This window comes from Colwellia sp. SU-HH01172 (assembly GCF_057553355.1).
Genome location: NZ_BAAJMB010000001.1, coordinates 460,576 through 480,296, shown reverse-complemented (window position 1 = coordinate 480,296; position 19,721 = coordinate 460,576). Strand labels below are relative to the sequence as shown.

The 19,721-nt window shown below is 37.4% G+C and carries 15 protein-coding genes; 8 read left to right on the top strand and 7 right to left on the bottom strand.

Annotated elements, in window-relative coordinates; translation table 11 throughout:
* Positions 1 to 310 precede the first annotated feature (310 nt).
* A complete protein-coding gene (locus AC27JP_RS02170; RefSeq protein ID WP_487111797.1) occupies positions 311 to 1,765 on the top strand; it encodes an MBL fold metallo-hydrolase in 1,455 nt (484 codons plus the stop codon).
* A gap of 8 nt (positions 1,766 to 1,773) precedes the next feature.
* On the opposite strand, the gene AC27JP_RS02165 is transcribed toward AC27JP_RS02170, so the two are convergent.
* The 5 genes from AC27JP_RS02165 to AC27JP_RS02145 all read right to left on the bottom strand — a co-directional run bounded on the left by AC27JP_RS02165 (position 1,774) and on the right by AC27JP_RS02145 (position 8,144).
* Positions 1,774 to 3,627 carry a winged helix-turn-helix domain-containing protein gene (locus AC27JP_RS02165; protein ID WP_487111796.1) on the bottom strand — a complete coding sequence of 618 codons (1,854 nt, stop codon included), beginning with the start codon at positions 3,625 to 3,627 and terminating at the stop codon, positions 1,774 to 1,776.
* A 306-nt stretch (positions 3,628 to 3,933) separates the two neighbouring features.
* Positions 3,934 to 4,584: a CatA-like O-acetyltransferase gene (locus tag AC27JP_RS02160; protein ID WP_487111795.1), complete on the bottom strand. Its 651-nt coding sequence runs from the start codon at positions 4,582 to 4,584 to the stop codon at positions 3,934 to 3,936.
* Positions 4,585 to 4,797: 213 nt separating this feature from the next.
* Positions 4,798 to 5,718, bottom strand: a complete 921-nt coding sequence (locus AC27JP_RS02155) for a TIGR02285 family protein (RefSeq protein WP_487111794.1) — start codon at positions 5,716 to 5,718, stop codon at positions 4,798 to 4,800.
* Between the two features lie 89 nt (positions 5,719 to 5,807).
* Positions 5,808 to 6,773 (bottom strand): sensor domain-containing diguanylate cyclase, encoded by a 966-nt coding sequence (locus AC27JP_RS02150; RefSeq protein ID WP_487111793.1) that lies wholly within the window; start codon positions 6,771 to 6,773, stop codon positions 5,808 to 5,810.
* A gap of 414 nt (positions 6,774 to 7,187) precedes the next feature.
* Positions 7,188 to 8,144, bottom strand: coding sequence for a sensor domain-containing diguanylate cyclase (locus tag AC27JP_RS02145; RefSeq protein WP_487111792.1), 957 nt, complete (start codon positions 8,142 to 8,144; stop codon positions 7,188 to 7,190).
* A gap of 196 nt (positions 8,145 to 8,340) precedes the next feature.
* Here AC27JP_RS02145 and AC27JP_RS02140 point away from each other — a divergent pair, with 196 nt between their 5' ends.
* The 3 genes from AC27JP_RS02140 (at position 8,341) to AC27JP_RS02130 (ending at position 12,700) form a co-directional block, all read left to right on the top strand.
* Complete coding sequence (locus AC27JP_RS02140) at positions 8,341 to 8,691, top strand: YciI family protein (RefSeq protein WP_487111791.1); 351 nt, start codon at positions 8,341 to 8,343, stop codon at positions 8,689 to 8,691.
* 71 nt (positions 8,692 to 8,762) lie between these two features.
* Positions 8,763 to 9,980: an RNA polymerase sigma factor gene (locus AC27JP_RS02135; RefSeq protein ID WP_487111790.1), complete on the top strand. Its 1,218-nt coding sequence runs from the start codon at positions 8,763 to 8,765 to the stop codon at positions 9,978 to 9,980.
* Positions 9,981 to 10,162: 182 nt separating this feature from the next.
* Positions 10,163 to 12,700 (top strand): acylase, encoded by a 2,538-nt coding sequence (locus tag AC27JP_RS02130; RefSeq protein WP_487111789.1) that lies wholly within the window; start codon positions 10,163 to 10,165, stop codon positions 12,698 to 12,700.
* Positions 12,701 to 12,762: 62 nt separating this feature from the next.
* On the opposite strand, the gene AC27JP_RS02125 is transcribed toward AC27JP_RS02130, so the two are convergent.
* Both AC27JP_RS02125 and AC27JP_RS02120 read right to left on the bottom strand, forming a co-directional pair.
* Positions 12,763 to 13,377, bottom strand: coding sequence for an MlaC/ttg2D family ABC transporter substrate-binding protein (locus AC27JP_RS02125; protein ID WP_487111788.1), 615 nt, complete (start codon positions 13,375 to 13,377; stop codon positions 12,763 to 12,765).
* 150 nt (positions 13,378 to 13,527) lie between these two features.
* Complete coding sequence (locus tag AC27JP_RS02120; RefSeq protein WP_487111787.1) at positions 13,528 to 14,112, bottom strand: TetR/AcrR family transcriptional regulator; 585 nt, start codon at positions 14,110 to 14,112, stop codon at positions 13,528 to 13,530.
* A gap of 546 nt (positions 14,113 to 14,658) precedes the next feature.
* Between AC27JP_RS02120 and AC27JP_RS02115 the strand changes: the two genes are divergently transcribed.
* From AC27JP_RS02115 to AC27JP_RS02100, 4 genes are all read left to right on the top strand, one after another.
* Positions 14,659 to 15,591, top strand: coding sequence for an aldo/keto reductase (locus tag AC27JP_RS02115; protein ID WP_487111786.1), 933 nt, complete (start codon positions 14,659 to 14,661; stop codon positions 15,589 to 15,591).
* Positions 15,592 to 15,761: 170 nt separating this feature from the next.
* Positions 15,762 to 16,172, top strand: a complete 411-nt coding sequence (locus AC27JP_RS02110; RefSeq protein ID WP_487111785.1) for a hypothetical protein — start codon at positions 15,762 to 15,764, stop codon at positions 16,170 to 16,172.
* A gap of 213 nt (positions 16,173 to 16,385) precedes the next feature.
* The gene (locus tag AC27JP_RS02105) at positions 16,386 to 17,162 is read left to right on the top strand and encodes a TetR/AcrR family transcriptional regulator (RefSeq protein WP_487111784.1); all 777 of its coding nucleotides are present in this window, start codon (positions 16,386 to 16,388) and stop codon (positions 17,160 to 17,162) included.
* Positions 17,163 to 17,363: 201 nt separating this feature from the next.
* Positions 17,364 to 19,715 carry an efflux RND transporter permease subunit gene (locus AC27JP_RS02100; protein ID WP_487111783.1) on the top strand — a complete coding sequence of 784 codons (2,352 nt, stop codon included), beginning with the start codon at positions 17,364 to 17,366 and terminating at the stop codon, positions 19,713 to 19,715.
* The last annotated feature ends 6 nt before the right edge of the window (positions 19,716 to 19,721 follow it).

Here is a 19,721-nt window from a genome sequence, read left to right as displayed (position 1 = left end):
CTCTAGGGTCAATTTGGATAGAACGTAGTGTCGCTCGTTTCAAATATCTGATGTTTGCTATTATGAAGACAATGTAATTATCAATTTATAAGCATAAATAATTTGCCATATTGAGTGTTTATAATCGAGTTATACCTTTCTTTAGTATTGCTTTTAATTTTATTTATTTAAATCCAATTCAAATATTTTCCTTTTAAAACAGTTATGTACTTCTATCGTAAATCTATTGTCACAGATAATATTTTTTTAATAAGACCTTTAAGGATGATTTTCATATTGTGCCATTAATTTTTAATTAAGGAGTTATTTGATGAACGTTACCCTTGCACGTTATTTATCCATACTTGCATTTATTTGCATGACATTATCAATTACCACGATACCAAAGGTTGGGGCCGGAGAGGTCGAAGACTTTGTTGCCAAACTCAAGACACACTATCAAAAAGCACCATCACTTGAAGTTTTCTCATTAAACTATCACTACTTAGGCGGAGGGGATCCCTATCAATCTTGGGACTATCAAGTACCGAATAGGTACACAGCAATAAGAATGGTTGAAATCGACCTAATTAAAAAGCATTTTATAGAAAACGATATCCATCACTTTTCGGGGGGGCGAAGATTCGACCGGATCCAATTTCAGAATGATACTGAAAGTTTTTTCTATGACAGAAACGGTCTCGCTTTAGGTAAACGCGTTATTAAACAAAGTATGGACAGTTTTGAGGAAATCAAAGGCTTTATTTTCATGAATATCGATTTTCTAGCGGTAACTCCACTACTTGAAGAGAATAATGTTTCGGCAACTATTAAACTGCGTCAAAACAATAAATTGAAACAAACAATCCTCAGACACAAAATTTCTGATGATCGTGTGATCGATTATGTTTTCAGTGATAGTCCGTTACAGCTTGTTTCGATTAACAATAAATCAGCGCAAAAAAAATATCGATATAGTGACTATCAAACGGTTAATGGCATCAACTTTGCCCATTCTATTCTTAAATATTATGATGGTGACACCAGACCAAGCTTTATCCATAGTATCGATCAGTTAAATATTCTTGATAAAATTGAACCGACTAGACTGCAAGTACCGAAAGAGTTTGGCCCCATAATCCCCGAAAGTGACAGAACTTTAGTATCAAAAGAAATTGCCGATGATCTTTATCTTGTTACTGACGATTCCGCATGGCGTAACAGTTTATTTAAAGTCAATGGTGATGAAATAACGGTTTTTGGTGCTGCGGTTAGTAAAGAATTGGCAGAGGAGACCATTAAACTGATTCTTACCCAATTTCCAAATAAAAAAATCACCTCGGTTTATGTTACCCATCCGCACGGTGATCATATTGCTGGCCTTTTGGCCTATGCGAAAAAAGGCATTGTAGTCCGCGCAGATGCCTATAGCATAGAAGCTATCAAAGCATACCCTCATTTTTCAAACGAGATTGCTATGTTTAAGTTTGAAACAATTGAACATAATGAACTGGTTGATGGTGTACGCTTTTATGTATTGGAAAATACTCACGCTAAACGGGAAAGTTTTGCTTATTTCAAGGCTAGTGGCATTATTTATCAAGCTGATTTACTTGAAGTAGCTTTCGACAATACCATTGCGAAGGTCATCCCAAACACGACCAAAACTTTTATCGATTTTGTTCGACGTAAGCAGCTTAACTTTAATCGAATTGTTGGCCATCATCGCAATAACAATATTACGGTGGAAGTGATGAACAAAGCCTATGCTGGCTATATTATGTAAACGCGTCTTTAGTGCTTAGGTGCAAGTAGGTTTGTTTCATTTGTACTGCGCCAATAGGCAGTCGCATTTTCGTTAATGTATTGCGAATAAAAGTCACAGTTTACTGCTTGCTTACATAGTAGTAACGCTGCATCTAAGCTCAGTGAATTATCTCCTGCTAATTGTGCTTGTTCGAAGGTACGCTGAGCATGGCTGATCATTTGATTGGTTTGTTGCTCAGCTTGCGCCATTAAAGCTTTTAAGTAAGAATTATTGGCATTGTCTACGGTTACCGTATCAATTAACGCTTGGGCATCAATAAGTCTATTTTGCATTAGGTAGTTTTGCATTAACTGTTTTCGGCTAGACTGTGCAGCCCAATGTTCAGGTGTTGCCGTGGTAAGTTTTAGCACTTGTTTCAGGTGAGGTTCTTTTTCTGATGACGCTTGAGCGAAAGCTGCATAACGATAAAATATTTTAGCAAGATGATACGTAGGTAACTGATAAGCAATTATTTTATTCTCTGCTTGTTGTAAATAAAGATACTTATCATCATCTTTTTGGTAATCATGTGCCAACACACCTAAATAAATAAGCGCTTCTATTTCACCCACTTTATTTTTGGCAGCATAAGCTAGCTGTGCAGATTTTAGTAAACTCGCTTTAATAGCGGGATAATTTTTCTGCTGATGATCTAGCCAAGATTGGTAATACCAAGCATGTGCTAAATACTTTAAATCATTTGTTTTTTCAAATTGTACCCTGGCCAATTTAAGCTTCTGTGAACTTAAATCATACAATTTTTTTCTTGTTAATATTTTGCTCTGATAAAGTAATGCTCTGCCAACATGTTGCAACTTATTTTGAGATTGAGCAAGGCTGATTAGTTTATCGGCCATCACCATCGCTTTTTCTAGTTCACCAGTTTTGAAATAAAACACGCTCAGTTTTCGTAGGATTATAAGGTCGTTAGGTGAGTTTTTATGAGCTATGGATAGTCTAGCCTGTTTAAGTTCAAGTGACTGAGGTTTACTAATAAAGTCATAGATAACCTGCTGTTTTAAATGCAATTGCATTTGCTCAATAACATCTTTTCTTGATGAACCTGATAGTTGGCCGGGCCAATCTGAAAAATGACCTGTTACTGTAAAGTCGATATAGTTTTTTTGCTTATGAGTACGAATTTTACCGGTTAAGACATAAGGATGCATATTCGACAATTTGGGGTATTCAACCGCCATTGAATCTTCAAACTGCTCAGTGTTAAGGTGAGTTAGTTCGGTGAAATCAAAGTCGCTATTGTCTTCAAGCATAACACCTTCAATGATAGTGTTTTTATGCTGCGGGTTGGATTTATCATCAAGGTTAGTCATTGGAATATAAGCCAGCTTAATCACCCGGTCTGACTCTTTTTGCGATAACTCATTCTGAAAATAATAGGCACTTACAATAACAAAAATAATAATAGTGAATACGGCAAGTTGCCAAAATGGTTGCTTTTGAGTGGTTACGGAAAGTGACGATTGTTGGGATGAATTAACGACGCTGTGTATAGATGGACTGTCTAGTACGTTATGATTTTCAAGCGTAATGTTTTCGGTGTTTAGCTGCCATTGATAGCCTCGCTTTGGAAACGTTTTAATAGCGTCATTGCCAAACATACTTCTTAAGTGGTTAATATTTTGAAAAACAACTTGCTCAGATACTATTTTGTCTTGCCAAACATGAGAAAGAATATCGTCTTTATTTAAAACCGTATCAGCTTTTTCAAGCAATAAGGCTAATACTTTGGCTTCAGTATGACGGATGGCTGTGGCTTCGCCTTTATTTGTTAGTAGTAAACTATCACTATCAAATACAAATTCATTAAACCTATAACGCATTGTTTTATTGTCTAATTTACTTTTTTATTATTTCTATATATTAACTGATTGGTACTAAAAGAGTATCGTTATTCGGCAAAATATTCCTTAAGGTTTAATGGAGAAAGTTGAGGGATGAAAATTGATTTTTAGCACTTATAACAAGCTACTTGTTATCGCTTTTTTTTGGGAAAAAATAGAGGGAGCCATTCATCATGCCGGTATAGCTTGAGTTTTTAATTGGCCAATATTTTAGTTGTTTTTAATTCAGTTTCATTACATTGGCATCAGCACGATAAATTAAAAACTTATTACGGGAACCCGCAATTATACTAAGGTTAAGCTTTTCATATGTACTGTAAAGCTTTGCTCATACTTGGCGATATCTATGGCATCAGCAATAGCGTGATGAAGTTCAATTGATACCGGCATAGTAATCTTTTCATTTGTCGTATCTATTTTGCCAAAGACAATTCTAGGTATATCGAAAAAGCCGGCCCCTTTTGCATGCTTATAACTGGTAAAACTGAGCCATGGCGTTATCGAATAAAATATCTGGTAATCTTTATTTTCAACAACGGCTAATGGCTCTGCGTTTAAAGATGCATCGACAAGTTTGCTGTTAGTATCAATAAACATGGTTAAACTTTCGTGATGTTCCATATTGCAAAAGTTGAATATACCGTCAGCATTGGCAACCGTTGCCGAAGGCTCTACACAATTGATTAAGTAAGGTTTGTTTTGCTTGTTTAGTCTTATTCTGAAAGCGTCAACATTGTTACAGGCACGGCTTGATAAGTACATTAAGACTAAAAAAGGCGACAATTGATGACTTTTAGCAAACTGATAAGCCGTAGTGATATCTAGAGAAAAGCAAATATTAAAATTAGGATCTGGAAAGTCCTTATAAAAGTTAAAATGGTTTTTTCTATCCCAACGGGCAATATCAATTGTTGTGCGAGTGGTCTCAACGGTCATTTTAAGTGCTCACCTAGTGTTAAATAATTTATTTAATAATCTATAAGTGCTCAGGATTGAACATAAGTATTGTCTGAGCATTATAACTAAATCAATGAGATATGATTGTTTAGTTTTTTTGTCTACTATGGAGTGGACTAAGTTGAATAAAGTTTTGCTCATAGATACTAATCATCTGATTAGCACCATAAAACAGCAATATAATATCTCTGGTTAGTTATTTAAAAAGACATCTTTATAAAAGTTTTGAAATGTAGCTTTATTGCTTTCTTCAGGCCACCAGCGATTGATTATTTCGATAAAGTTTTGTTGTTGTCGTTGTTGTGATAAAACGACATTTACCCGCTCAATAACAGACCTTCCCCATGCATTTCTAGTGCAAGCAACGCTACCTAACGTGTAGTCTTCAACCCCATCAATAGAGAGTATTTTAAATGGGGTATTTTTACTAAATTCTTGCGTTTGATAAAAGGTTAATTCGAAAGGATAGGCGAAAGTAAAATCTATACGATCTCTTTCTAGTAATTTAAATAATGTGGTATTGTCTTCAACACTTATTTGGACATGGGTATCAAGAGCTTTCTGGCGTTGTAAAAATTCGTCAATATAGGGTCCATAAGAACGCCCTTTAATAATTGCGAATGTTGCTCGACTTTCCGTGATCAGTTGTTCTAAATTAACCGGCTCTTTTAGCTGCAGTGATTGCGCAAGGTTACTTTTTATTGCAATGCGTATTGAAGGTGTGATGGTTGCTGCAATGGAGAAGTAGGCAAGCTCTTTTCTTGCTTCAGTAACGAAAAGTAAAGGGTGGCAAACATTTTTGCCTTTTTTCATATCTTCAAACAGTTTATCTAGTGAGCTAGTGCTGTATTTGTGCTGATAGTGAGGCATGTTTGATATTAAATATTCGCGAATGCCATCAATGTAACCTTGGCCTTTGTTCGCTCCTCTCATAATTGAAGCAGGAGGCCTATGATCTGTTTGCCAATAAATAATGTTGTCGGTGGTTATTGATTGGCTATTTTCTTGTGCGAGCGCCAAAGCACAGCTTGTTATGCCTATAAACACAAGTAGGCCAGTGATAAGTTGACTTAAAAACTTGGTGTTTTCAATGTGAAACATAAATACAGCCATCGCCTTTTTCTGTTTGGTGCTATTACACATTCTTAAATTAATCTTTAGCGTTATTTGTTAATTATTTCACGCGGTGCACTAGCTGTTTTCTATTCATACTTAGATCGTTTGTTGCGGTACATTCGCTTATCTGCCTTTGCGATAATTTTTTCTATATCTATCGTAAGTAAGCTTTGATATGCAAGCGTGACCGCACCCCAGCTAAAGTTTACATTAAATGTCGACTTTCTTTTATTAATAAGACTCTTCAGTCGGTCATTAATTATTGTCAATTCATCTGCATGCTCCAGACAAATAATGGCCAAGAACTCGTCTCCGCCGAAGCGAGCGGTAATATCTGTGTTTCTTAAGCTTTCTTTTAATGCATGGGCAAATGTTTTTATTGCTTCATCACCGCACTGGTGTCCAAATTTATCATTTATGCTTTTTAGTTCATCAAGATCATAGTAGCAAATGGCAACGGCTTCTTTATGGCGATGTGCTAGCTTTAAACGTGCAGGGACTATTGTATTAAATCCTCGGCGATTTAGTAGACCCGTTAAATCATCATGTATCGATAATTGTTCAATACGTAGATTTTGCTCAAGTAGTGTTAACTCTCTTTCGACCATTTCTTTGAAGTGTCGGATTAGGCGATGATATCTATCATCATAGTCAGTGATTGCAAAATCCATAACGCAAATGGTGCCAAACACTTTGCCATTGGGCCAATACAAAGGGAAACCTAAATAGGAATTAAACTTGTCGTTAGACACTTCTGGGTTTGAATGCCACTCTGCAAGTTGGGTGGCGTTATTGACGTATAGCGGTTTATTTTCTTCAACAACTTTACGACAAAATATGTTGGTTTCTGTCGGAATGACTCCGCCAGCAGGGTAGGGGTTTTGTTCTGATTGATTGGCGACAACAACTTGGTAACCTTTCTGAGTCATTTGAACGATAAAGCCGGCTGGCGTATGACACAGTTCAGCCATTAAATTAACTAATTCTTGCCAAATAAGCAGTGTTTCTTGGGCGGCTTCTTGCTCAAGAAACCAATTTTCCACTGAATACATAATAGTATTTTTTCCAATCTACTATAAAGGTCTTATTATATGATTTCTTACTTTCAAGCGATATTGGACGATTGTATAGCATCACTTTAATACTAGTTGCTAAACACTGATTAATGTAGCGCATTAGTAAATAATATTAAAAATTGATAAATTTTGTAAAACTAGTCGTTGGCTTAGTTTATCTGTTCTTGTTCTGCTGATACGGAGCTTTGTGTTTCTATTGTCATCGACAACTACGATTAACTTGCCGTTAAATCAGCGCTGTATCGGTTTTATTTTATTGCTATTTATTAACTAGACGCGATGAGTTCTATTATAGTAGTAGGGGGATAAAAATAAGGTTAGCTCAGCTAAGGCTCAGTAAAGTGCAATTAGGTTAAGTTCCCGTAATGTATTTATTTTGTGAAAAGCATACTATGTTTTATTTTTATTGTGATACATCTTGGCATCAGCATCATTTAGCAAAAGATCTATACTGGTATGTTTTTTTTGATCGTATGTCACAATGCCGTGTGCAAATGATATTTGATAAGGGAGATCTAGATGTTTAGTTACTGAAATAAGGTTATTTGCAAACCTTTTAATCGCTTGTTCCGCTTCCGCTTTTATTGTGTCTGTTAATAATACGACAAACTCGTCACCACCAAACCTTGCACAGACATCAGACACTCTGAAAGTATTTTTCATTTGCTCTGCAAATATTTTAAGCACTTGATCACCAACAACATGACCAAAATTATCATTAAAAAATTTAAAGTGATTCAAATCAAAATAAACAAGATGGCATAAACCATCTTGCCGAGCAGCCATATCAAGACAGTGCTGCCCTAGGCGTTTAAAACCTCTACGGTTAGTAATATTGGTGAGTTCATCCATAGTGGCCAATTGTTGCGACATGAATTCATCGGTTACCATAGCGGCTAAGTCCGTTAATGCTGAAATGTCATCAGGGGTCAATGTTCTGACTTTAGTATCGATAATGCATAATGTGCCAATTTTATCACCTGATGGTGCCATGATTGGGTGACCCGCATAAAAGCGAATATGAGGTTCGTTGATTACTAAAGGATTGTCCAAAAATCTTTTATCTTGGCAGGTGTCTTCAACAATAAAGGTTTGATCTGTGTGTATAGTATGGCCGCAAAAAGAAATGTTTCTTGGCGTTTCTTTTACTGATAGTCCGACGGAAGATTTAAACCACTGTCGTTCTTTATCAACTAAGCTAACTAAGGCAATAGGGACATTGAATAGTCGCTTGGCTAAACGAGTAATACGATCAAAGCGCTCCTCAGGGTCGGTATCTAAAACCCTAAGAGAGTGCAAGGATGCTAATCTACATTGTTCATCTTTTGTTGGAGTAGGCGCAAGCATCGATGAATATACCAATTTTAGTCATTTCATAAGTATAGTGCTAAATTTTCAATAAAGGGAAATACGTGTGATTATTGTTCTCAGAAAAATAATCATATGCTTTGTCGGTTTTTCTCTATGTTGTGCGTTTACTTAATAGCTACGAAGAATTCTCTAGCTAAATTTATTAAAAATTAACTTTTAAAGGAATATACAGATGCAATTTTTATGTTTAATTTATGAAGATGAAACCTTAGGGGCAAGTAGAAATGACGCTGAAAATGGTGAAATATACCAGCAATATATGACGTTTACCGAACAAGTGAAAACTAATGGTAATTTGGTTGCTGGTGATGCATTAATGCCAACGGATACAGCAACAACGGTTCGAATTCGAAATAATGATACCTTGATAACCGATGGGCCATTCGCTGAAACTAAAGAGCAACTTGGTGGCTACTATTTATTGGAATGTGCATCGTTAGATGAAGCCATTAAGTTAGCGGCAAAAATACCATCAGCTAAATTCGGCAGTATTGAAGTTAGACCTATTATGGTTTTTGAGTAAGCGACTGCTGAAAGTAACAGGGCTAGCACGGTTGCCAGTTCTGTTACTTTACCTAATCAAATGAACTCCTGATGACTGACAATTTTCTAGCTAAAAAAATTAAAACTTGTTACCCACAAGCATTAGCCAAGCTTATTTTTCGCTACCAAGATGTGATGTTAGCCGAAGACTTGCTTCATGAAGCAATAACAAAAGCGCTCGTTCATTGGCGAAAAAATATGCCTAGCAATGGTGTTGCTTGGTTAATTAAGGTAGCGAAAAATCAATTTATCGATCAACAACGAAAATTAAGCCGTTTTTCTGGGATAGATGCGATTAGTGAGCCGAGTTACCAATGTGATCTTAGTGAGCAAGCGCTATTAGCTAGCTATAAAGATGATTTACTGCGATTAATTTTTACTTGCTGTCATCCTGCTTTGAATATGCAAACACAAATCACCTTAACGCTAAAGCATGTTTTGGGTTTATCAGTGCTTGATATTTCCAATGCATTGGTGCAAAAAGAAAAAACAATAGAGCAGAGGTTAACCAGAGCAAAAAGAAAAATATCACAAGCAAAAATTTTATATCAAATACCCAGCGAGCAAGAGTGGCCTGTAAGAATTGATGCTGTTTTAAAGGTGATTTATCTCTATTTTAATGAGGGCTATTTTACCAGCCAAAGGGAAAAACTTGTTGATGCTTGGGTCTGTAAATCGGCCATACGTTTAGGCCGTATGTTACATGAATGTGTGCGAGAAAATGCAGAAGTTATTGGCCTACTCGCGTTATTGTTGCATCAAAGCGCCCGCTTCCCAGCTCGTATTAATGAAAATAATCAATTGGTTGTTTTGGAAGAGCAAAACCGCAGCCTATGGCAGAAAACAGAAATAAATGAGGCGAATATTTTGGTTGAAAAGGCGCTGTTAATTGGTGGTGGAACGCCTTACGCGATACAGGCGGCAATTGCGGCGCTACATAATAATGCCACTAGCTTTGATGCAACAGATTGGCAGCAAATATATGCCTTATATCTTAAATTATTAGTCTTACAAGATAATCCGGTTATTGAGCTTAATGCCGAAGTTGCTCGAGCTAAATTTACCAGTAACGCTGTGGCAATTTTGCGGATAGAAAATTTGCAACCTAAGTTAAAACATTATCGTCATTATCACACCTGTTTAGCGGGGTTATATTTGCAAGAAAGTGAGCGAGAAAAGGCGAGTTTTCATTACCACAATGCTCTTAAATTCAGCCAAAATAGTGTCGAAGTTGAGTTTATTTTGCAACAGATAGAGCGCTGTCGTTAAATTAAAATTTAAGCAACTCTTTCAATTTGTTCAAGGTTTAACAATCATCACGGTGGTATTTATTTATGAGTAAAAACGCATGAATAAATAATTGTTTGAGCTTGATAGTTTATTGTGCAAACATAGTTGTTATAAGGATATTTACACATTATAAAAATAATTAAATAAAGAGGGAGTTTGTTTTGAGTTATTCGATCAAAAGCGCAATAAAACCAATTTCGATCATTAGTCTAGTGACTATTTTATCAGCATGTGGCGGCGGTGATTATACCTACCTTGGTGCCCCTGAACCTGCACCAGAGCCCGTTACTCCTACTCCTGTTCAACCAACACCAGTACCTTCATTTGATAGTGACGGTGTGCTATCGGCAGATATTCGTTGGACAGATTACGGTGTACCACATATAACGGCTGACAATCTGGAAAGTATGTCTTATGGCGTGGGCTATGCCTTTGCTAAAGACAATATCTGTATTTTAGCCGACCAAATTATTAAATATAATTCGCAACGAGCAAAATATTTAGGGCCAGATAAAGTACTCGCCTCTGGAGACTCTGAGCACTTAATTAATGATTTTGGTTTTCTAACTTTAGGCATTAGAGAGCATGCAGAAAATAATATCAATTCATTGTCTGCTAATAGCCAAGCTTTGTTATCAGGTTACGCCCAAGGGTATAACAAATATTTAGCAGACACCGGCGTTGAAAATATCGATGTCGCCTGTGCCAATATGCCATGGGTTCAACCTATCACCAGCCTTGATATTTTAACTTATACGTTGGGTATCGCTTTATTACCGGGCTCGGCAAACTTCCTTGGCCCTATGTTTATCGCTGCTCCAACTGGTGCAAGTGCCTTACCTTATCCAGCTAGTGACATTACCGCCAGCAGTTATCAGCTAAAATCTAATCCTGTGATTGCTGTACCAGAAATAAACCCTGGTGATACCGGCTCAAACGGCTGGGGACTAGGTAAAGACAAAACAGAAAACGGTATGGGGATGGTGTTGGCAAATCCTCATTTCCCTCATACGGGCAACCTACGTTTTTGGCAATTTCATATTACCATTCCTGAGCATTTAAATGTGATGGGTGGCTCACTTATGGGTATGCCGGGAGTCGTGAATATTGGTTTTAATGAAAATGTTGCTTGGACTCATACGTTTTCGGCAGCGGAGCATTTTGTCGTTTACCAGTTAACACTAAACCCAGATGATCCAACCCAGATGTCACAAGTTATTGATGGCTCTAATCGTTTAATTACCAGTAAAGAGCTTGTTATTGATGTTGCAGTAGCGCCAGGGCAAACCATTAAACTGGCAAAAATGAGCTACTCCACACATCAAGGGCCTATGATCGTTGTTCCTGGCAATTTTGAGTGGGGCCCAGGCGGCAGTGCATTTGCCATTAAAGATGTGAATTTGGGCAATGTTGATATTATTGATCACTGGTTGGCGATGAACTTAGCTGGCAATATTGATGAGTTTAAGCAAGCATTTCAAGATTACGATGGCGTAATTTTTAATAACACTATGTCGGCCGATGCAGCAGGCAATGTTTATTATATTGACGATTCGCCGGTACCGAATTTAACCGATGCGGCTATTACAGAGTTAACCACCAACCCGATACTTATCGGTGCTAAACAAGCTGCTGGTTTCACACTTTTACCAGGCTTTTTATCGGCTTTCGATTTTGAACGAGCAGTACCTTATGAAAATGCTCCGAAATATTCAGGAACCGATTATGTACAAAATTCTAATGACAGCTTTTGGCTTACCAATCTTAATGCGCCAATAACTGGGGTTTCTCCGTTATATGGTCAAGTGGATAATCAACAGTCTTTACGTTCACGTATGGCGCATAAGCTTCTTGCCGACAGTGCCGGAAGTGACGGTTTATTTAACCCGCAGGAAGTTGAACAGGCGTTATTTAATAATCGTAGTTATTTAGCTGAAGATATACTGTCAGAGTTGTTAGCAATTTGCCAAGCTCAAGGGGATACTCCAGTGAGTGTTGGCGCAGAAAATGTTGATATTAGTAATGGCTGTTCGGCCTTAGCACTATGGGATGGTACGTTGAATGCTACTAGTAGCTCGGCGCATTTATTTAGAGAATTTGCATTTTTGTTTGACAAAAATCCACAATGGCAACAAAGCTTTAACGCAGAGAATGCGGCAACAACGCCAAATGGTTTAGTGGACAATGCAGTAACACTAGAGCAGTTTGCTCAAGCTATTCTCAATATTGAGTCTGCTGGCCTTGCTTTAGATGCAACACTTGGTACTGTGCAGTTTGTTGAGCGCAGTTTACCTGATGGCAGTGCGACCGGAGTGAAAATTCCTTGGGCTGGGGCTCACAATATAGAGGGGGGCTTTAATGTCTTTAGTCCACTAACTATCAATGATGGTACGGTAATACCACGTCATACTTATGCCCCACAAAATAGCGATTCAGAACTGAGTGCGGAAGGTGCTGGCTATCATATTAATAGTGGTAGTAGTTGGATGTCGATAGTGAACTTTACTGAAGACGGTCCAGTTGCAAGAGGACTATTGAGTTACTCACAATCTGCTGCATACGGTAATGAGCATAGCTTAGATCAAACCATGTTATATTCACAGCAGCCACAATTAAGGCCGTTACGATTTACCGAGGCCGATATTGAAGCGAATAAGGTGACTGAAATGACCATTAGTTCAGATACAAGTGCTAATTAACCGTCAGAGAAAAACAAAAAAGCCAGCATAAAGCTGGCTTTTTTATTGGTAAAGTTCGACTATTATTTGCTAATAGATGCCAACTCTACGGTGACTTGATCTACACCTAAGTCTGAAATTTTACGATTAAATTCAGCCTGTTTACTGCTGATTAATGAAATGCCTTCTACGATCATATCGTATGCTTTCCATTGTTTTGATTTTTTATCCTTGCGCATCTGAAAGGTAATTTTAATATCAGGCTTGCCAGCATCAACAATCTTTACATCAACAGAGGCTGATTTTGCTTTTGGCTTTAGTTTCGCTTCCGGCTCAAACAATACTTTCTGGTTATGATACTGGGTTAGCGCGTTAGCATAGGTGCGAACTAAATAAGAGCGCATAGCCGTAACAAACTTAGCGCGTTGCTCTTTGGTTGTTTTTCTTAAGTGTTTGCCTAATATTTTAAATGCCGCGTATTGATAGTCTACCGATGGCATTAATTCTTCTTCAACGATGTCTCGCATTAATTCAGGAAATTTCTCTAATGCATCTTGATTGTTTGCGATACGAGCAAAAAGCTTATTACCTGTTACTTCTATGACCTGATAGGGAGACGCTGATGCCGCAGTTGTAGCGGCAAAACTGTTTTGTACAAAGCTAGTGAGTAATACCATCAGTATTAGGAGCTTTTTCATGATGATCCTTGCGAGATAAAAGTTAAATTATAGTGAATATTTCAATTATTGCGCATTATACATACCGACCGCGCGGTATGTAAATGCCATTATGCAGTAAGATAGACGATAAAGTGTTAAGAATTGTTACTGAGTAAAAGCGTTTATGGGTTATTGCTTTAACGCTTGTAAGTATCGGCAAAGCTCTTTAATCACTTTATCAAAGAGTTCTTTATTTAAAGAACTTTTGCTTAAGCTTGAAGAGCCGTGGAAAGTTGAAACAATAAAGTAAGCGATTTGACTAAAATCGAGATCGGCTTTTAATTGCCTACTGACTCGAGATAAATTGGTCGCAATTAATAAATTTAATTGCTGTTGCATGGCCAATATCCTGATCCTAAAACCTTCATCAACACCCGACATTTCTTGGCAAAGGTTATTTAGAGGACAGCCACAAACAACTTCATCACAACTCATTTCTTTTGACATTGAAGTGAAAAAGTCGCAAAGGCCTTGAATTGGATCTTCAGATTCTACTGGCGGTTGCCATAAAGCAATAAATGATGGTGCATAAACTTCTTCAAACACCGCATAACCTAATTCCATTTTATTAGAAAAATGATGATATAGGGCGCCTTTTGATATTTCACAACGCGCTAAAATACAAGATAAACTGGTGGCAGTGAAACCATTTTTGTGGATTTCATCGGCACTAATTTCTAATATTTTTTGACGTGTTTGTTCAGCGTCTCTCATGCGTTCATCTCTAAATCTTTTACTGCTTTATACTTCAAGTTTAACCGACCGCTGGGTCGGTTGCAAAGACAATATAGGTAAAAATTGCGTAACTTTTTGTCATTTGTTCAGTATCGAGCTTAGGTAATTTTAACCTAGCGGTATAGATTTGACGGCTAGTGTTGCCATCAAGTTCATTATATTTACATGCGACGTCAAGGGGGAAGTGAGAAAGTTAGCCAGTTTGGTTGAGCAGATAAAAAATTCTGCACCGCCTGAAGGATGCGGCCAAAAGTCCTGTTGGTTTGTAGCCCGCACTATGTTGGTAGTTAGCGTGAGCAGGGCGCGATTAAAACGCTTATAACTCGAACAAAATTTAACCGCGAAAGAGCAACGGCCCTTAGGCGTATCTTTGTCTTTAAACGAAGCGTTCGGTAGGAAATAATTGCACATACCTGCTCAAGTTCATCGCAAAATGTTAGCCAACTAACGCAAAATTAGTCTTTGTATTGGCGATATCTAAAAAGCTTACTTACATTCAAATTAGGCTTGTCAGTGAGTATTGTTATGAAAATAGATAAAGCAAAGCGGAATTTAATAAAGTTTCTACCACTAGTAGGGCTTAGCTTAGGCCTAAAACCAGATCATCTATGGGCGGCGAGTAACACTAATTTATCTTTGTCAAAAATTCCTAGCTCAGGTGAGTCTATTTTTCCTATTGGCATGGGAACCTGGATCACATTTAATGTCGGCAATGACCATTTTCTACGAGAACAGCGCACTAAAGTATTAAAAGCCTTCTTTGAGCTTGGTGGGCAGATGATAGATTCGTCACCTATGTATGCATCTGCCGAGCAGGTGCTTGGCCACTGTTTAACAAATATAAATAATGATAAAAGTTTATTTTCAGCAACCAAAACTTGGACATCTTCTTCGGCAACAGCGAAGCAACAATTTGAAAACTCTTTGAGATTTTGGCGACAAAAGCAAATTGATCTATTACAAGTTCATAATTTGGTCTCGTGGCAAAATCATTTAGCGTATTTACAGGAACTAAAGCAACAAAAGCTCATTCGCTATATTGGTGTTACTACCTCTCATGGCAGACGGCATGCTGAGCTGGAAAAGATACTAAAAAGTCAAAAGCTCGACTTTGTTCAGCTGACATATAATATTCTCGATCGTGATGCTGAAAAAAGACTTTTACCCTTAGCTCAAGAGCAGGGGGTTGGTGTTATTGCAAACCGGCCATTTCAGGGGGGAAGTTTGATATCGCGTGTTCAACGATATCCATTACCACCTTGGGCTGATAGTTTGGGAATATACAATTGGCCGCAGTACTTACTTAGGTTTATTCTGTCGCATTCAGCAATTACCTGTGCAATACCGGCAACAAGCCAAGTCCCTCATATGATTGAGAACATGGCGGCAATTAATGATGTGCCACTACCTTCTATAGCAAATCGCGATAAAATGATTGAATATTTTCAGAGCCTATAATGGCCGATATATTCAGTTATTCACTCAATGATTTTTTACTCTTCTCACCAGAAGTTTACTGGCGGTTAATTCAATCACACCTTAATAGCCTAGCATGGTGGCCGTTAGCTATAGAAATTTCTAGTTTAATGTTTCTAGTAATATCAATGAAGTATTGCAAGCAAGTGTTTGTGTCATTATTTCTAATCCTAATATGGCTTATATTAGCTTGGTTTTTTTATCTAGAAAAATATGCTGAAATCAATACCTTTTCGGTATTCATTGGTTATGCTTGTTTACTGCAAGTGTTGATGCTTTTGCTTAATATTTGCGGCTCTAAAAAGTATGATTTTTCTAACAACGCTCACCAGCATTCGCTACATTTAGTTGCCTTGCTACTGGTCATTTCTCTTCCCGTTATGAGTTATTTTCTCTTTGATTTTTGGCAAGCAGGTATTGTGGCCGTTATGCCAATACCAACATTTTTATTAACTATGCTATTACTCGCTAATTACACTCGAATTTGGCGTTTTTTGCTATTTATTATCCCTAGTTTAATATTGCTCATTGAGCTATTAACGCTAATGCAGGTGATGAAATAAAAGTCCAGGGTAGTATTTACTAAAAATACCGATAGTTAAGAACAATTAATGGTTTGCGATTTGGAATTTTACTCTTGGCAATAGATTCCTATTCGTGATTCATTCCATTTAGCTTCTAGTTATTTACTTCCTTTTTAGAACACATCGAATATTCTTTTCAGCTTGATATACTTATTGACAAATTTTTATAATAATTTATTATAAATTTAGTTAATGACGAATCGTCACATTGATATGACCCCAAGAATTTTAGATGAGCGTAGCTTAAAGGCTCGTGAACAAGACATAATAGACGCAACAATTGTGTTGATTGAAAAGCATGGTGTAGAAAATATTACCATGGACAAAGTGGTCGCTGCTGTTTCCTATTCAAAAGGAACGGTTTATAAGCATTTTTCTGGCAAAGAAGACTTACTTTTAGCGATTGGCAATCAAGCGATTACCATTATGCTAGACCTATTTAGTCGTGCGGCTCAGTATCAAGGTTGCGCGAGAGAGCGCATGATATTGTTAAATGTTTCATATTTAATCTATGCGATATTGCATCCAGCATTATTTAAAAGCGTGCAATGTGCTAAAAGCCCTAATGTTTATGGCAAATGCAGTACTAAAAGATTGCAGGAACAAGAACAGTTAGAATTAAAAGTCATGGGCACAACATTTGGAATTGTCGAAGATGCCGTTGCTAATAACGAGTTTAATCCCCCTAAGCATATGACGCTTCAGCAAATTTGCTTTGCAACATGGTCACAGGCTTTTGGTGTTATTTCTGTGCTATCTTCAGAAGTTGAGCAATGTTCTGGTAGCACAGGTTTATTGGTTGAAAGAGAGTTGTTTAATCAAACAAACCTACTGTTAGATGGTCTTCAATGGACACCATTATCAGTTGAAAAGGAATATGCGCAAGCATTAAAAGAGGCATTGAAAGTCACATTTCCCGGTGAACTTGCGCTATTGAAATCGATGGGCCGAGAGTTTAATTTTAGTTGAACCAATCGATAATATTATCATTACTAAATGAAGTTGTAAGTTTTTGAAATTTAGTTTGTTAAAAGTTTTTATAAACGGTGTTTTTTGCCGTTTTTTTATAAGGTTATAGTGACGTTTCGTCATTATAACCCGTGTTTTTAATCGGTGTTCACACCGTTTTTTTTAAAGTAAATAGTGACGATTCGTCATAATGGAGAGACTATGAAAAATAAGCTATTTGGCTTTTTCGAAAAACACCCAATTTGGGTGATTCTCGTTAGCCTATCAATTGCCTTTTTTGCTGCGTCGGGTGCACAAAATCTGGTATTTAAAAGTGACTATAGGGTGTTTTTTGGTGAAGATAATCCGCAACTTGTTGCTTACGAGTCGATGCAAAAAGTATATAGCAAGAGTGATAACGTATCCTTTGTTGTGGTGCCCAAAGACGGCAATGTTTTTACGGTTGAGCATTTAGAGGCATTAAAGACCCTAACGAAAAAAAGTTGGCAAGTTCCATATTCTACACGAGTCGATTCTGTAACAAACTTCCAGCATAGCTATGCTGAAGAAGATGACATGATAGTTGAAGACTTAGTGATGAATACCAGTCGATTAACAGCCAAAGATCTGGAAAGGATCAAAAATATTGCTATCAATGAACCACTGCTGGTTAATAAAATTATTTCACCGCAAGCGCATGTCTCAGTTGTTAATGTTAGTGTGCAGTTTCCTGCGTTAGATCCGACATCAGAAGTTGCAGAAGTGAGTAGCTTTGTTAAAAACATGGCGGCTGAATTTTTACAAGATAACCCAGGTACTGTAATTCATTTGTCGGGCATGGTCATGATGAACGGCGCTTTTACTGAAGCTGCGATGGGTGATAGTGCAACACTTGTTCCCTTAATGTTCCTTATTGTTATTGTTTTTATTGGCTTATTACTGCGTACTATTTCTGGCACATTTGCCACTGTCATTGTGATTATTTTAAGTATTGCAAGCACAATGGGAATAGCCGGCTGGTTAGGGTTTTATTTGACTGGGCCTTCCTCATCAGCGCCGACCATGATCTTAACGTTAGCGGTAGCTGATTGTATCCATATATTATCTTCAATGTTCTATGAAATGCGCCAAGGCAGCGATAAAAAGTCGGCAATCATGAAAAGCTTGAAGCTTAATCTACAACCCATTTTTATTACCAGTATTACCACAGCAATTGGCTTTTTAAGTATGAACTTTTCTGATTCGCCACCCTTTCATGATTTAGGTAACTTAGTGGCGATGGGAGTTATGTTAGCGTTTGTTTTTTCTATTACAATATTCCCGGCACTATTGGCGGTTTTACCGATTAAAGTTAAGTCTGTTCCAGTAGGTAAAAATGACAATATGTCAAAACTGGCAAGTTTTGTTATTGCTAAAAGAAAGCTGCTTTTACCGCTAACAAGTGTTGTTATTATTGCATCAACTTTGTTCATTCCAAAAAATGAACTCAATGATGACTTTGTTAAGTATTTCGATACTTCAATTCCTTACCGTGTTGCAACCGACTTTATGCAATCACATTTATCCGGCATGACTTTATTAGAAATATCGGTGAAAACAGGCATTTCAAGTGGTATTAATAACCCGCAATATTTACGTAACCTAGCTGATTTTAGTGATTGGTTACGTCAACAGCCTGAAACAGATCATGTGAATACGATTACTGATACGTTAATGCGTTTAAATAAAAACATGCATGGCGATGATCCAAGCTGGTATAAGCTCCCCACCGATCAGGAAATGGCCGCACAATACCTATTGCTCTATGAAATGTCTTTACCGTACGGACTGGACTTAAATAATCAACTTAATGTTGATAAGTCATCAGCAAAACTTGTCGCAACCTTTAAGAATTTGACCAGTAATGAATTAGTTGAGCTAGAGCAACGTATCAATACTTGGTTTGCCAATAATACTGAGCGATATCAAGTTGATATTGCAAGCCCTAGCTTAATGTTTGCCCATATTGGCCAGCGCAGTATTAACAGCATGCTAATTGGCACGACACTCGCCTTATTACTGATTTCTGTCATTTTAGGTGTGGCACTAAAAAGCTGGCGTTATGGCGCGATTAGCTTATTGCCTAATTTAATTCCTGCTGGTGTAGCGTTCGGTATTTGGGGACTAATTGAAGGTCAGGTTGGTATGAGCATTTCCGTGGTTATTGGTATGACGCTAGGTATCGTGGTAGATGATACGGTGCATTTCTTAAGTAAATATTTACATGCTCGTCGAGAAAAACAAGCAGACGCCAAAACTGCTGTTCATTACGCATTTGGTCATGTTGGTAGCGCCCTTTGGACAACAACATTTGTACTAGCGGCAGGTTTTATCGTGTTAGCCCAGTCATCGTTTAGCTTAAATGCTGATATGGGATTAATGACTGCTATCACCATTGTTATCGCTTTAGTGGTTGACTTCCTTTTCTTGCCGCCGCTGTTAATCGCCTTGGACAAAAAACAAAAGTTAACCGTTAACAATACCGAGCAAGGTGCGTTATCAAACGAATTAGCCACCAGCAATTCAGCTACTTAATAAAAA

Coding starts and splice junctions, on each gene's coding strand:
- AC27JP_RS02105 (WP_487111784.1), top strand. CDS start 16,386: ATGACGAATCGTCACATTGATATGACCCCAAGAATTTTAGATGAGCGT.
- AC27JP_RS02155 (WP_487111794.1), bottom strand. CDS start 5,718: ATGGCTGTATTTATGTTTCACATTGAAAACACCAAGTTTTTAAGTCAA.
- AC27JP_RS02140 (WP_487111791.1), top strand. CDS start 8,341: ATGCAATTTTTATGTTTAATTTATGAAGATGAAACCTTAGGGGCAAGT.
- AC27JP_RS02135 (WP_487111790.1), top strand. CDS start 8,763: ATGACTGACAATTTTCTAGCTAAAAAAATTAAAACTTGTTACCCACAA.
- AC27JP_RS02100 (WP_487111783.1), top strand. CDS start 17,364: ATGAAAAATAAGCTATTTGGCTTTTTCGAAAAACACCCAATTTGGGTG.
- AC27JP_RS02170 (WP_487111797.1), top strand. CDS start 311: ATGAACGTTACCCTTGCACGTTATTTATCCATACTTGCATTTATTTGC.
- AC27JP_RS02165 (WP_487111796.1), bottom strand. CDS start 3,627: ATGCGTTATAGGTTTAATGAATTTGTATTTGATAGTGATAGTTTACTA.
- AC27JP_RS02125 (WP_487111788.1), bottom strand. CDS start 13,377: ATGAAAAAGCTCCTAATACTGATGGTATTACTCACTAGCTTTGTACAA.
- AC27JP_RS02115 (WP_487111786.1), top strand. CDS start 14,659: ATGAAAATAGATAAAGCAAAGCGGAATTTAATAAAGTTTCTACCACTA.
- AC27JP_RS02145 (WP_487111792.1), bottom strand. CDS start 8,144: ATGCTTGCGCCTACTCCAACAAAAGATGAACAATGTAGATTAGCATCC.
- AC27JP_RS02160 (WP_487111795.1), bottom strand. CDS start 4,584: ATGACCGTTGAGACCACTCGCACAACAATTGATATTGCCCGTTGGGAT.
- AC27JP_RS02150 (WP_487111793.1), bottom strand. CDS start 6,773: ATGTATTCAGTGGAAAATTGGTTTCTTGAGCAAGAAGCCGCCCAAGAA.
- AC27JP_RS02120 (WP_487111787.1), bottom strand. CDS start 14,112: ATGAGAGACGCTGAACAAACACGTCAAAAAATATTAGAAATTAGTGCC.